A 12428-nucleotide genomic window follows, 5' to 3' on the forward strand; every position below is an offset into this window, starting at 1 on the left:
CCCTGTCGGGGTCAGCCGCCGGACCGGGCCAGCGTGCCGTACGGAAGCCCCGCGCCCCGTTCCTCGGACCGGAACTCCAGGGTGCCCTCGGCGGTGCGGGTGAAGTGGACGACGGCGGTGGTGGAGGTGCACAGGCCGGGGGTGCTGGGGCGGTCCGGGTCGGTGCGTTCCGCGAGCGTCACCTCCTTGCCCTCGACGGAGGTGAGGGTGGCGACGCTGTTGCAGCTGACGGTGATGCCGAGGCTGGTCAGCTCGGTGTTCATGCGGACCACGTCCGCGCCCTTCTTCCCGGCGGTGAAGACGGCCGTCAGCGTTCCGTGCGGCTGCCCCGAGGTCTTCTCGGTGACCGGGCCCTTCCACGTACCGACGAACTCCTTCGGGAGTGCGGCGACCTCGGCCGCACCACCCCCGGAGTCGCCCGATCCGCTGGGCCGCGAGGGGCTGGGCCGGGAGGCGCCCGGCTCGGGGCTGTCGGTGCCGTGCCCGGCGTCGGCGTGGGTGTTGCCGCCCGGCATCAGGTCGAGGAGGAACGCGCCGCCCACGGTCACGGCGGCGAGTGCACCCGCCACGGCGAGCGCGACGGTGCAGCTCAGCCTCCGGCCGCGGTTCGCGTCCGGCCGGGCCGGGGTGGCGTCCGCGCCGACGGTGACGGAGAAACGGGGGTCGGCGGTCCGCGGTCCGGGCAGCCCGGACGTGTCGGACCGTCCGTACGGCCCGGCCGTCCCCGGCGCCCCGACCGGCTCGGCCGCACCGGACGCCGTGGGCCAGGAGGGCAGTATGCCCGGATGGGACAGCCGGGTCGGGTCGTGCGTGGGGAAGGGCTCGACCGGCGGCCCGAAGCCGCCGCCCGCGCCGGCGGGCCCGCCGGTGTTCCCGTTCCCGTTCCCGCCGCCCGTGCCCCACGCCGCGCCGCTGAACGGCACCGGCCCCGACTGCACCGGCGCGTCCTGCGGCTCCAGGTCCAGCAGCGCGACCGCCGCCCGGCTGACCTCGCGCACCAGCGGTCCGGGCAGCCAGCCGGCCGCCACCAGCGCGGCGGCCCCGTTCGGCGCCAGCCGCCGGGCCAGTTCCAGGGGCGTGGGCCGGTCCCGGGGGTCCTTCATCAGGCAACCGGCGACGATCTCCCGCAGGTCCCCCTCCAGCTCGCCCAGCTCGGGCTCCTCGTGCACCACCTTGTAGAGGAGCACGGCCGAGGAGTCGCCGAGGAAGGGGGCGGCCCCGGTCGCCGCGTACGCGAGCACCGCGCCGAGCGAGAAGACGTCGGCCGCGCCCGAGACGTCGACGCCCCGGATCTGCTCGGGCGCCATGTAACCGGGCGAGCCGACCGACACCCCGCTGGAGGTGAGCGAGGCGGTGGCACCGAGGGCGCGGGCGATCCCGAAGTCGATCAGGCGGGGGCCGTCGAGGGCCAGCAGCACGTTGGACGGCTTCACGTCGCGGTGGATGAGGTCCTGCGCGTGCACGGCGGCCAGCGCCTCCCCGAGCCCGGCGCCCAGCGTCCGCACCGCGTTCTCGGGCAGCGGCCCGTGCTCGGCGACCGCGGCGGAGAGCGGCGGCCCGGCCACGTAACCGGTGGCGACCCACGGAATGGGCGCGTCCGGGTCGGCGTCCAGCACCGGCGCCGTCCACTGCGCGCCGATCCGCCGCGCCGCGTCCACCTCGCGCCGGAACCGGGCGCGGAACTGCTCGTCGAGGGCGAAGTGGGGGTGCACGACCTTGACCGCCACGGTGCGCCCTCCGGCGCTGCGCCCCAGATAGACCCGGCCCATGCCGCCCGCACCGAGCCTGCCGAGCAATCGGTAGGCGCCGATGCTCAACGGTTCGCCGGCTTCCAGCGGCTGCATATGGACTCCCCCTGTGTACCGGCCCGACCTCCGACCGAAGCCTAGGGGGCGAAGGTCATCGGGTCACAGAGGAAACCATCCGCCTATTTCGCCCCTGAGGGAACGAACGGCAACTTTCGGCACAACAAAAGGCGTGAATGAGTCGTTCACCCGAGCGATTACGGTGCGCCCACCGGCTCGTCGTCCCTCGCCTTCGGGCAATCGGCTATTCGACGCGCATTGCCCCGAATCGATGGCCGGACGGACCGGGAACGGAGCGAAGGGAACAGAAGGGGCACGGAAAGGGGCGGGAAGAGAGCGGGAAGAGGGGGCGGGAGCGGATAAGCGCCCGGGAAAGTACAGGATTCATCCATGTCCGGCGCATTCCCCCGGCGGCCCGATCCGCACATTCGCCTCCCGCCGCCTCCCGCGCCCACACCCGCGCCCCGCGCCCGCGCGGTCAGCCGCCGAGCAGCTCGACCTTCACGTCCGCCGGGAAGCCGGTCGTCGGGCCGACCCGGCGCGCGAACTCCGCCACGCCCGCCAGCTGGTCCGGCCCGAAGCGGAAGTCCAGGGTCGTGAAGTACCGCTCCAGCACCTCCGAGTCGAACGCCTCCCAGCGCGCCGCCTGTTCCGCGACCTTGGTGACCTCCTCCAGGGAGAGGTCCCGCGAGGCCAGGAACGCCTCGTGCACCTCGCCCACCCGGTCCGGCTCGATCGCCAGGTAGTCCTTGCGGGCCGCCCAGACCGCGAAGACGAACGGCAGCCCGGTCCACTCCTTCCACATCTGCCCGAGGTCGTGGACCTGGAGGCCGAGCCGGGGGGCGTCGTGCAGGTTGGCGCGCAGCGCGGCGTCGCCGATCAGCACGGCCGCCTCCGCCTCCTGCATCATCAGGCCCAGGTCCGGCGGGCAGGTGTAGTAGTCCGGGTTCACCCCGTACCGCTCGGCGAGCAGCAGCTGTGCCAGCCGCACGGAGGTGCGCGAGGTCGAGCCGAGCGCCACCCGGGCCCGGTCCAGCCGCTCCAGCGGGACCTGCGACACGATCACGCACGACATGACGGGGCCGTCGCAGCCCACCGCGATGTCGGGGAAGGCGACCAGGTCGTCGGCGTTGCGCAGGAACTCCACCAGCGTGACGGGGCCGATGTCCAGATCGCCCCTGATCAGCTGCTCGCTGAGCCTTTCCGGGGTGTCCTTCGACAGCTCCAGGTCGAGCAGGGTCCCGGTGCGCGCCAGCCCCCAGTACAGCGGCAGGCAGTTGAGGAACTGGATGTGGCCGACGCGCGGCCGGTTGCGGCGGCCGTCGCCCGCGACGGTTGAAACGGTTGAATTGTCCACATCGCGAGGCTAGACCCGCGGCACCGCCCGCACGGCACCGGGGGCGCGGGGGGCGTTCCCGGTCCCACCCCCCGGAGTACTCCCGCCGCATTCCCCGGAGTGTTCGCGTCCGGTTCCCGGAGTGCCCGCGTCCGGTTTCCGGTGGCATCCGCGCCGCCTTCCGGAAGTGCCGCGAGGACCCCTTCCGTACTCCTGGAAGACCCCTCCGCGACACCCTCCGGTGCGCCCACTTCGCGAGGTCATCGGCACGGCAATCAAACATCCGAGTGAAGTGATCTTTCCCTCTACCCCTCGATACACGCTGCGTGCTAGGCTCGACGCAAGTTGCAGTTTGGTTTCCCTTGCAGTACAGAGCCTGCGGAGCATGTAACCCGCAGGCTTTTGTAGTTTTCAGACTTCTATGCAGGTTCTGGAGCAGGGCAACCCTTTGGCCCAAGGAGGGCTTATGGCTACCGGAACCGTCAAGTGGTTCAACGCTGAAAAGGGCTTCGGCTTCATCGCCCAGGACGGCGGCGGCCCGGATGTCTTCGTCCACTACTCCGCGATCAACGCGTCCGGGTTCCGCTCCCTCGAGGAGAACCAGGTCGTGAACTTCGACGTCACTCAGGGACCCAAGGGTCCGCAGGCTGAGAACGTCACCCCGGCCTAGTTGCCCGGGTCGGCCGATCGCGGCCGGCTAGTAGTACCCAAGGAGCCCCGCTCCTCCGCCTCGGCGGGGAACGGGGCTCCTGCCTTTCCCGTTTTTTTGCTTCCCGCGCCTTCCCGCCCACCCCTCCGTTTCCCTCCCCCTCCCCCCTCTTCCGCAGGGTTTTGCCGCCCGCGCGCGGGTGCACCGGCGACGGAACGGAATTCCTTCCCGCCGGCCGTTCCCGCGCCTGCTCCCCGCCCCTTCCTTTTCCGCTTCCGCGGCTTTCGGTACGACGGCGCTTGACCTTGACACCGTGTGAAGCCGTGGAGTGAAGACATCATGTTCACCATCGGAGACTTCGCCCGGTACGGGCGGGTGTCGGCCCGGATGCTGCGCCACTACGACGCCATCGGGCTGCTGCACCCCGACCGCACCGACCCCGCCACCGGTTACCGCTTCTACGGGGCCGCCCAGCTCGCCCGCCTCAACCGCATCATCGCCCTCAAGGATCTCGGCTTCACGCTCCAGCAGGTGCAGGCCATCCTCGACGAGCAGGTGGGGCCGGAGGAGCTGCGCGGAATGCTGCGGCTGCGCCGGGCGGAACTGGAGGAGGCCATGCGGGCCGCCGCGGCGCGGCTGGCGCAGGTCGAGGCGAGGCTCCGGTCGATCGAGAGCGAGGGACACATGTCCACGAACGATGTCGTCGTCAAGAAGGTCGCGGCGGTACGGGTCGCCGAGCTGACCGGCACCGCGGCGAGCTACGCGCCGGAGCACATCTCCCCCGTGATCGGCCCGCTGTACGAGCGGCTGTTCCCCCTGCTGGAAGCGGCGGGCACCGTGCCGAGCGGGCCGGGGATCGCGTACTACGAGGACGCCCCGGAAGGCGGTGCGGTCGTCGTCCACGCCGGGATCACGGTCTCCGCCCCGGTGGGTCCGGTCGGTGACACCGGGATCACGGTGGTCGAACTTCCGGCGTTCGAGGCCGCGACGATCGTGCACCGGGGGGCGATGGACGGCGTGCTGCCGACGTCCCAGACCCTGGCCCGCTGGATCGACGCCCACGGTTACCGGTCCGCGGGGTACGCCCGCGAGATCAGCCTGGAGTGCCCCGAGGACCGGGACCAGTGGGTGACGGAGCTCCAGGAGCCGATCACCCGGGCCTGATCCTCGCGGTCCGGCCCGGGGCCCGGCCCCGGCTCCGGTCCCCTCCGATGCGCTTCGGGCGCGCCTCGGGTGCGGGAGGAACGTGACACTCCGCCCCGGAGCGTCACGTTCTTCCCGCCCCCTACCGCTTTCCCCCGCTCCCCGCCCACAGCCCGTCGTCCGTCAGCCCCAGCAGGTCGATCGCGTTGCGGCGCACGATCCGGTCCACCACGTCGGCGTCCAGGTGCCCCATCTGCGCCTCGCCGACCTCGCGCGACTTGGGCCAGGTGGAGTCGGAGTGCGGGTAGTCCGTCTCGTACAGGACGTTCCCCACCCCGATCGCGTCCAGGTTCCTCAGGCCGAAGGCGTCGTCGAAGAAGCAGCCGTACACGTGCTCGGCGAACAGCTCCGACGGCGGGCGGTGGACCTTGTCGGCGACGCCGCCCCAGGCCCGGTTCTCCTCCCAGACCACGTCGGCGCGTTCCAGGACGTAGGGGATCCAGCCGATCTGGCCCTCCGCGTACATGATCCGCAGGTTCGGGAAGCGTTCGAACTTGCCGCTCATCAGCCAGTCGACCATGGAGAAGCAGCAGTTGGCGAAGGTGATGGTGGACCCGACGGCGGGCGGGGCGTCGGCCGAGGTGGACGGCATCTTCGAGGACGAGCCGATGTGCATCGCGATCACCGTCCCCGTCTCGTCGCAGGCCCGCAGGAACGGGTCCCACTCGTCCGTGTGGATGGAGGGCAGGCCGAGGTGCGGGGGTATCTCGGAGAACGCCACCGCGCGCACGCCGCGCGCCGCGTTGCGCCGGACCTCCTCGGCGGCCAGGTGCGCGTCCCAGAGCGGGATCAGGGTGAGCGGGATGAGCCGGCCCCGCGCCTCGGGGCCGCACCACTCCTCCACCATCCAGTCGTTGTAGGCGCGCACCCCGAGCAGCCCCAGCTCGCGGTCGTTCGCCTCGGTGAAGGTCTGGCCGCAGAAGCGGGGGAAGGTGGGGAAGCAGAGGGCGGACTGGACGTGGTTGACGTCCATGTCGGCGAGCCGCTCGGGCACCGAGAACGAACCCGGACGCATCTGCTCGTACGTGATGATCTCCAGCTTGATCTCGTCCCGGTCGTAGCCGACCGCGGTGTCGAGCCGGGTGAGCGGCCGGTGCAGGTCCTCGTACACCCACCAGTCGCCGATCGGTCCGTCGTCGCCCCGCTCCCCCATCACGGGTGCGAACCTGCCGCCCAGGAACGTCATTTCCTTGAGCGGCGCGCGGACGATGCGCGGACCTCGGTCGAGGTACTTGGACGGGAGCCGGTCCCGCCAGACATGAGGGGGCTCCACCGTGTGGTCGTCCACCGAGATGATCTTCGGGAAGGTCTCCATGCCCACCACGGTAGCGCCGATCTGACGAACCGTCAGCTATCTGTGCGGCCACCCTTTCCGAAATCGTTGTCGAGGGCTTGTGCAGAGCGTCACCCACTGCTGTCGTGCCCGCCCAAGACAAGGCAGACTGTTGAGCGCGATACCAGCGGTACCGAGCAATCCGGATCCATCCGACCCGGACCGGTACAGGGACGGGTGATCCGGACGGGCGGCACCGGCACGACCGGCGGCACCGGCGGGGCGAGCAGGGCAGGAGGCAGCAATGGACCGTGATCACGGGCCGCGCGCGCGTGTTCCGGAGCAGCGTGCTCCGCAGCAAGGGGCGGCACACGGTGCCGACCTGCGCTTCTCCGTGCTCGGTCCGGTGCGGTCATGGCGCAACGGCGAGACGTTGCCGTCCGGTTCACCGCAGCAGCGCGCTCTGCTGACCGCGCTGCTGCTGCGCGAGGGCCGCACGGCCACCGCCGCCGAACTCATCGACGCCATCTGGGGCGACGAGCCGCCCTCGCAGGCGCTCGCCGCCATACGCACGTACGCCTCCCGGCTCCGCAAGGTGCTGGGCCAGCAGACGCTGATCAGCGACGCCGGCGGGTACGCGATCCGGGCCGACCGGGACGCCCTCGACGTGAACGTGGTCCGGGACCTGGCGGCCGAGGCGGAGAAGGCCCGTGCGGGCGGCGACCGCGCCCAGGCCCGCGCCCTCCTCGGCAAGGCGCTCGGGCTGTGGGACGGCGAGGCGCTGGCCTCCGTGCCCGGCCCGTACGCCGAGAACCAGCGGACCCGGCTGGAGGAGTGGCGGCTCCAGCTCACCGAGACCCGCCTCGACCTGGACCTGGAGGTCGGCAGCCACGCGGAGGCGGTCTCCGAACTGACCGCGCTCACCGCCGCGCACCCGCTGCGCGAGCGGCTGCGCGAACTGCTCATGATCGCCCTGTACCGCAGCGGCCGACAGGCCGAGGCGCTCGCGGTGTACGCCGACACCCGCCGGCTGCTCGCCGACGAACTGGGCGTCGACCCGCGCCCCGAGCTGGCCCAGCTCCAGCAGCGCATCCTCCAGGCCGACGAGGAACTGGCCCGCCCGACGGACGAGCCGGCCCCGGCCCCCGCGCCGGTGCGCCCCGCCCAGCTCCCGGCCACCGTGCCGGACTTCACCGGCCGCACCTCCTTCGTGCGCGAGCTCGGCAACCGGCTGGCGACCGCCGAGGGGTCCGTCATGGCCGTCTCGGCCCTGGCCGGCATCGGCGGCGTCGGCAAGACGACCCTCGCCGTGCACGTCGCCCACCAGGCCCGCCAGCACTTCCCGGACGGCCAGCTGTACGTGGACCTCCAGGGCGCGGGGGCGCGGGCCGCCGAACCGGAGACGGTCCTCGGCGCGTTCCTGCGCGCCCTGGGCACGGCGGACTCGGCGATCCCCGACTCGCTGGACGAACGCGCCGCGCTGTACCGGTCCACCCTGGACGGCCGCCGCATCCTGGTCCTCCTCGACAACGCCCACGACGCGGCCCAGATCCGCCCCCTCCTCCCCGGCACCCCGGGCTGCGCGGCCCTGGTCACCAGCCGCGTCCGCATGGTCGACCTGGCCGGCGCCCACCTCGTCGACCTGGACGTGATGTCGCCCGAGGAGGCGCTCCAGCTCTTCACCCGGATCGTGGGCGAGGAACGGATCAACTCCGAACGCGAGGCGGCCCTCGACGTGGTCGCCGCCTGCGGTTTCCTCCCCTTGGCCATCCGCATCGCCGCCTCCCGCCTGGCCGCCCGCCGCACCTGGACGGTCTCCGTCCTCGCCGCCAAGCTCGCGGACGAACGCCGCCGCCTGGACGAGCTCCAGGCCGGTGACCTCGCGGTGAAGGCCACCTTCGAACTCGGCTACGGCCAGCTCGAACCCGCCCAGGCCCGCGCCTTCCGCCTGCTCGGCCTGGCCGACGGCCCCGACATCTCCCTCGCCGCGGCGGCCGCCCTGCTCAACCTGGACGTGCACGTGGCGGAGGACCTCCTGGAGGCCCTGGTCGACACCAGCCTCGTGGAGTCGGCGGCCCCGGGCCGGTACCGCTACCACGACCTGGTGCGCCTCTACGCCCGCTCCTGCGCGGAACGCGGCGAGGAGCCCCCGGAGGAGCGGGAGTCGGCCCTCTCCCGCCTGCTGGACTTCTACCTGGCGACGGCGGCGGGGGTGTACGCACTGGAGCGGCCGGGGGACCGCGCCGTCGCCCATCTGGTGGGCACCGAGCACCCCGGGCTCGAATTCGCCAACGGGCACGAAGCGGTGGACTGGCTGTACAGCGAAGCCGATTCGCTGCTCGCCTGCGCCCACCAGAGCGCGTCGAACGGAATGCTGCAGCGGGCCGTCGACCTGCTCTGCGCGGCGAAGGACCTCGCCGAATCGGGGGCGAACTCCCGCCAGTACGAAATCACCGGTGCGGCCCTGCGCGATGCCGCGCGGGCTGCCGCCGACCCCCGTTCCGAGGCGCGGGCCCGCGCCTCGCTGTCCACCGTCTACCTCGTCTCCGGCCGTTTCGCGCTGGCCGACGAGGAGGCCGGGCACGCGATGGAGCTGGCCAGGAGCACCAAGGACCCGATCCCCGCGTGCTGGGCGCCCAACGACCGCGGCATCATCGCGTTCTACCAGGGTAGGCACGAGGAGGGCGAGGAGTTCCTGCAGGAGGCGATAGACCGCTACCGGGCGGACGGAAACCTGGTCGGCGAGGCCTCCGCGCTGTGCAACCTCTCCCGCATCCACGTGAACATGGACCGCACGGCCAGCGCGGTCGAGCTCGCCCAGCAGGGCACGGCCATCTTCGACGGGATGGGGCTCAGCCTCCGTACCGCCAACGGCCGCTTCGCGCTGGGCATCGCGCTCACCCAGGCCGGGAGGCCGACCGAGGCGCTGAAGGAGCTCGACGAGGCGCTGCGCGTGTTCCAGAACAACCGCCAGCGGCTCTGGGAGGGGTCGACCCACTTCCGGATGGCGGAGGCACACCTCGCCGACGCGCGCCCCGCGCGGGCGGCCCAGCACGCGGAACAGGCACTCGCCCTGCGCGTCATCGGGGGCGAGTGGATGCGGGGCAATGTTCTGATCACTCTGGGACACGCCCTCGAACGCCTCGGCCAGATCGACCGTGCCCATGCATGCTGGACCGAAGCCCTGGCCATCCACGAGCAGTTCGGGGCCGTGGAGGCCGACAAGGTCCGGGCCCTGCTCACTCCGGTCGACACCGTCTGAGACGCCTGAGCCGGAAGAGAACCGTCGGCGTTCATCGAACGTTTATCGCCACTCGTCAGTCTTAGGTCCATCGATCCGCCGTGTCGGGGGGCAGACGGATCGCAGGGGGGACCACACCGCTAGGGTGAACGGCCCTGAGATGCCCGTCCAGCAGTCCACGGGGGAACAGCTGGACGGGCATCGCCGACCGAGCAAGCAAGATTTCTGGGGAGTTGACAGGCATGAGCGACGCACTGAAGCCGAAGACCGGTGCCGCGATCACACAGGAGAACCACGCCGGCAGCCCGAGCAGCGGGGGGACCGTCAAGCCGCTGGAGAACCACGCGGGCAGCGTCGGCGAGGACATCACGACCCTGGAGAACCACGCCGGCAGCACGCCGAAGGACCTCCTCAAGACGCAGGAGAACCACGCGGGTTCCGAGAAGGCCTGAAACCTCACTCGACGGGGGAGCGGCCGCGGCGGCGCGGAGGGGGAGCCGTCGCGGCCGCCACATGTTCGCGGACGCGGGCACACAGCGGTGGAAGGGGCACGGGCCGGTCGGGCTCGTGCCCCTTCGTCATGCCCGTCCCCACAGCCCCCGGACCAGCACCTCCGGGCCGCACAGCTTCCCCATGCCGTCCTCGTCCGAGGTGAGGACCACCACCCGGCCCCGCTGCCGCCCCGCGATCACCGCGAGGGCGGCGTCGATGGCGTATTTGTGACCGTGCGGGCCGGTGTCCGCCAGCAGGCCGATCGCCTCGTCCGCGACCTCCTTGGTCACGGGTTCGACGACGACCCGGGACATCGCCCGGTTCCACTCCGCGCGCCGGATCCCGTCGTGATGCGCCTCGATGAGAGTCATGGAGCTGGTCAGGACCCGAATGTTCGCCCGGTGCGCGTCCTTGAGCTTGGCCTTCATCCCCGGATCTCCGAGTGCGGCCCGCGAAAGCGCCTCGCAGTCCAGCACGTGGCAGACGGCCGCCATCAGGAAGCGTCCCCGTGCGCCTTCACGTCCGCCTCCTGGGCGTCGAACCAGCGCTCGATCTCACGACGTTCGGCCTCCGCCGCCGCCAGTTCCTCCTCCGTGGGCGGCCCGCCCTTCTCCTGCATCCACGCCACCAGCTCCCCCAGCCGGTCGTGCTCGCGCCGGCGCTCCATGGCACGGGTGACGTACGCGCTGAAGGCCCCCGGGCCCACCTCGCTGCGGATCTCCTCCGCGAGCTCCTCCGGCAGCGTGACCGTGTATTTCTTGGTTGCCATACCGGTCACCATGCCCTCGGACGGATCCGGCCGACGACTCCGCTCGCTCCATGGAGTGAGCGCCCCCTCAGCCCCCCGCCCGCCCCCGCAGCTCCCCCTTCAGCACCTTGCCGCTCGCGTTGCGCGGGAGGCCGGGGACGAACTCGACCGTGCGGGGGACCTTGTAGTTCGCCATCTCGCGTCTCGACCAGGCGATCAGGTCGTCGGCGGTCGTCGTCGCGCCCGGTCTGCGGACCACGTACGCCCTGCCGACCTCGCCGAGCCGGGGGTCCGGGACGCCGATCACCGCCACGTCGGCCACGTCCGGGTGCAGGCCGAGGAGCTGTTCTATCTCGGCCGGGTACGCGTTGAAGCCGCCGACGATGAACATGTCCTTGATCCGGTCGGTGATCCGGAGGTTGCCCGCCGCGTCGAGGACGCCCACGTCGCCGGTGCGGAGCCAGCCGTCCGGGGTGATCGCGGTGGCCGTGGTCCCGGGGTCCTCGAAGTAGCCCGCCATCACGTTGAAGCCGCGGACCAGGATCTCGCCGGGCTCGCCGGGCTCGGCCAGGACGCGGACCTCGGTGCCCGGGATCGCCCGGCCCGAGGTGGCGGCGATCGTCTCCGCCGGGTCGCCGCGGCGGCACATCGTGACGATGCCGCTCGCCTCGGAGAGGCCGTACGCGGTGAGGACCGTCGCGATGCCGAGCTCCGTGCGCAGGCGTTCCACCAGTTTCAGGGGGACGGCCGCCGCGCCCGTCACCACCAGGCGCAGGGCGGAGAGGTCGTGGGCGGAGCGTGCCGGGTGGTCCAGGAGGGACTGGTGGAGGGTGGGCGGGCCGGGCAGGACCGAGATGCGTTCGGCGGCGATGTTGGCCAGGGCGGTGTCCACGTCGAACACCGGTTGCGGGACCATCGTCGCGCCCCGCATCAGGCACGCGATGACGCCCGCCTTGTAGCCGAAGGTGTGGAAGAAGGGGTTCACGATCAGGTAGCGGTCGCCCTCGCGCAGACCGGCCAGTTCGCTCCAGATCGCGTAGCAGCGCAGGGTCTGGGCGTGGGTGATCACCGCGCCCTTGGGCCGGCCCGTGGTGCCCGAGGTGTAGACGATGTCGGAGGGGTCCGAGGGGGCGATCGCGTCGGCCCGGGCGCGCACCTCGGCCCCGGACACCTCCTCCCCCGCCGCCAGGAAGTCCTTCCAGGTGACGTAGTCGTCGGGGGCGGAGTCGGCGAGCACCACCACCCGTTCCAGGTGCGGGAGCGGCACTCCGGCCCGGCGCAGGGAGGCCACGTAGGAGGTGCCGAGGAAGGTGCCCGTCACGAAGAGGAGCCTCGCCCGGCTGCGGTCCAGGACGTATGCCGCCTCCGCGCCCTTGAAGCGGGTGTTGAGGGGGACGAGGACCGCGCCCGCCGTGACCGCGCCGAGTGCGGAGACGATCCAGTCCAGGCTGTTCGGGGCCCAGATCGCGACCCGGTCCCCCGGTTCCACGCCCGAGGCCAGGCACGCGGCGGCGGCCCGTTCGACGCGTTCGCCGAGTTCGGCGTACGAGATCCGGGTCCGGCCCTCGACGACCGCCTCCCGGCCCCCGTACCGCCGCGCCGCCGCCCGTACCAGCTTCGGGATGCTGCCCCACTCCTCGTCGCCGCGCATCGCTCGCCCTCCTGACGCAATAGCTGACTA

The 12428-nt window shown here is 72.0% G+C and carries 10 protein-coding genes; 4 read left to right on the forward strand and 6 right to left on the reverse strand.

The window, feature by feature from the left end:
- Positions 1-11: 11 nt before the first annotated feature.
- Together ACFYW1_RS15155 and ACFYW1_RS15160 are read right to left on the reverse strand one after the other, a co-directional pair.
- Positions 12-1844, reverse strand: coding sequence for a serine/threonine-protein kinase (locus ACFYW1_RS15155; protein WP_388991692.1), 1833 nt, complete (start codon positions 1842-1844; stop codon positions 12-14).
- A gap of 439 nt (positions 1845-2283) precedes the next feature.
- The gene (locus ACFYW1_RS15160; RefSeq protein WP_388991695.1) at positions 2284-3162 is read right to left on the reverse strand and encodes a menaquinone biosynthetic enzyme MqnA/MqnD family protein; all 879 of its coding nucleotides are present in this window, start codon (positions 3160-3162) and stop codon (positions 2284-2286) included.
- 445 nt (positions 3163-3607) lie between these two features.
- Here ACFYW1_RS15160 and ACFYW1_RS15165 point away from each other — a divergent pair, with 445 nt between their 5' ends.
- The gene (locus ACFYW1_RS15165) at positions 3608-3811 is read left to right on the forward strand and encodes a cold-shock protein (protein WP_003967102.1); all 204 of its coding nucleotides are present in this window, start codon (positions 3608-3610) and stop codon (positions 3809-3811) included.
- A 318-nt stretch (positions 3812-4129) separates the two neighbouring features.
- Positions 4130-4954 (forward strand): MerR family transcriptional regulator, encoded by an 825-nt coding sequence (locus ACFYW1_RS15170; protein WP_388991699.1) that lies wholly within the window; start codon positions 4130-4132, stop codon positions 4952-4954.
- Positions 4955-5075: 121 nt separating this feature from the next.
- On the opposite strand, the gene ACFYW1_RS15175 is transcribed toward ACFYW1_RS15170, so the two are convergent.
- Positions 5076-6308 carry an amidohydrolase family protein gene (locus ACFYW1_RS15175; protein ID WP_388991702.1) on the reverse strand — a complete coding sequence of 411 codons (1233 nt, stop codon included), beginning with the start codon at positions 6306-6308 and terminating at the stop codon, positions 5076-5078.
- A 262-nt stretch (positions 6309-6570) separates the two neighbouring features.
- Here ACFYW1_RS15175 and ACFYW1_RS15180 point away from each other — a divergent pair, with 262 nt between their 5' ends.
- Both ACFYW1_RS15180 and ACFYW1_RS15185 read left to right on the forward strand, forming a co-directional pair.
- On the forward strand, positions 6571-9528 hold the full coding sequence (locus ACFYW1_RS15180; protein ID WP_388991705.1) for a BTAD domain-containing putative transcriptional regulator: 2958 nt from the start codon (positions 6571-6573) through the stop codon (positions 9526-9528).
- A gap of 221 nt (positions 9529-9749) precedes the next feature.
- Positions 9750-9959 carry a hypothetical protein gene (locus tag ACFYW1_RS15185; RefSeq protein WP_388991708.1) on the forward strand — a complete coding sequence of 70 codons (210 nt, stop codon included), beginning with the start codon at positions 9750-9752 and terminating at the stop codon, positions 9957-9959.
- A 126-nt stretch (positions 9960-10085) separates the two neighbouring features.
- Here the strand turns inward: ACFYW1_RS15185 and ACFYW1_RS15190 are convergent, their stop codons facing one another.
- The 3 genes from ACFYW1_RS15190 to ACFYW1_RS15200 form a co-directional block, all read right to left on the reverse strand.
- On the reverse strand, positions 10086-10493 hold the full coding sequence (locus ACFYW1_RS15190; RefSeq protein WP_388991711.1) for a hypothetical protein: 408 nt from the start codon (positions 10491-10493) through the stop codon (positions 10086-10088).
- On the reverse strand, positions 10493-10768 hold the full coding sequence (locus tag ACFYW1_RS15195) for a hypothetical protein (protein WP_388991714.1): 276 nt from the start codon (positions 10766-10768) through the stop codon (positions 10493-10495). The genes ACFYW1_RS15190 and ACFYW1_RS15195 overlap by 1 nt, the downstream gene beginning before the upstream one ends.
- Before the next feature lie 67 nt (positions 10769-10835).
- On the reverse strand, positions 10836-12398 hold the full coding sequence (locus ACFYW1_RS15200; RefSeq protein WP_388991717.1) for a FadD3 family acyl-CoA ligase: 1563 nt from the start codon (positions 12396-12398) through the stop codon (positions 10836-10838).
- Positions 12399-12428 lie beyond the last annotated feature (30 nt).

The organism is Streptomyces sp. NPDC002669, from assembly GCF_042889165.1.
GTDB lineage: Bacteria > Actinomycetota > Actinomycetes > Streptomycetales > Streptomycetaceae > Streptomyces.

Excerpts from the sequence above, each read along its gene's own strand:
- ACFYW1_RS15175 (WP_388991702.1), bottom strand. The coding sequence starts at position 6,308 with ATGGAGACCTTCCCGAAGATCATCTCGGTGGACGACCACACGGTGGAG.
- ACFYW1_RS15165 (WP_003967102.1), top strand. The coding sequence starts at position 3,608 with ATGGCTACCGGAACCGTCAAGTGGTTCAACGCTGAAAAGGGCTTCGGC.
- ACFYW1_RS15180 (WP_388991705.1), top strand. The coding sequence starts at position 6,571 with ATGGACCGTGATCACGGGCCGCGCGCGCGTGTTCCGGAGCAGCGTGCT.
- ACFYW1_RS15195 (WP_388991714.1), bottom strand. The coding sequence starts at position 10,768 with ATGGCAACCAAGAAATACACGGTCACGCTGCCGGAGGAGCTCGCGGAG.
- ACFYW1_RS15200 (WP_388991717.1), bottom strand. The coding sequence starts at position 12,398 with ATGCGCGGCGACGAGGAGTGGGGCAGCATCCCGAAGCTGGTACGGGCG.
- ACFYW1_RS15170 (WP_388991699.1), top strand. The coding sequence starts at position 4,130 with ATGTTCACCATCGGAGACTTCGCCCGGTACGGGCGGGTGTCGGCCCGG.
- ACFYW1_RS15190 (WP_388991711.1), bottom strand. The coding sequence starts at position 10,493 with ATGGCGGCCGTCTGCCACGTGCTGGACTGCGAGGCGCTTTCGCGGGCC.
- ACFYW1_RS15185 (WP_388991708.1), top strand. The coding sequence starts at position 9,750 with ATGAGCGACGCACTGAAGCCGAAGACCGGTGCCGCGATCACACAGGAG.
- ACFYW1_RS15155 (WP_388991692.1), bottom strand. The coding sequence starts at position 1,844 with ATGCAGCCGCTGGAAGCCGGCGAACCGTTGAGCATCGGCGCCTACCGA.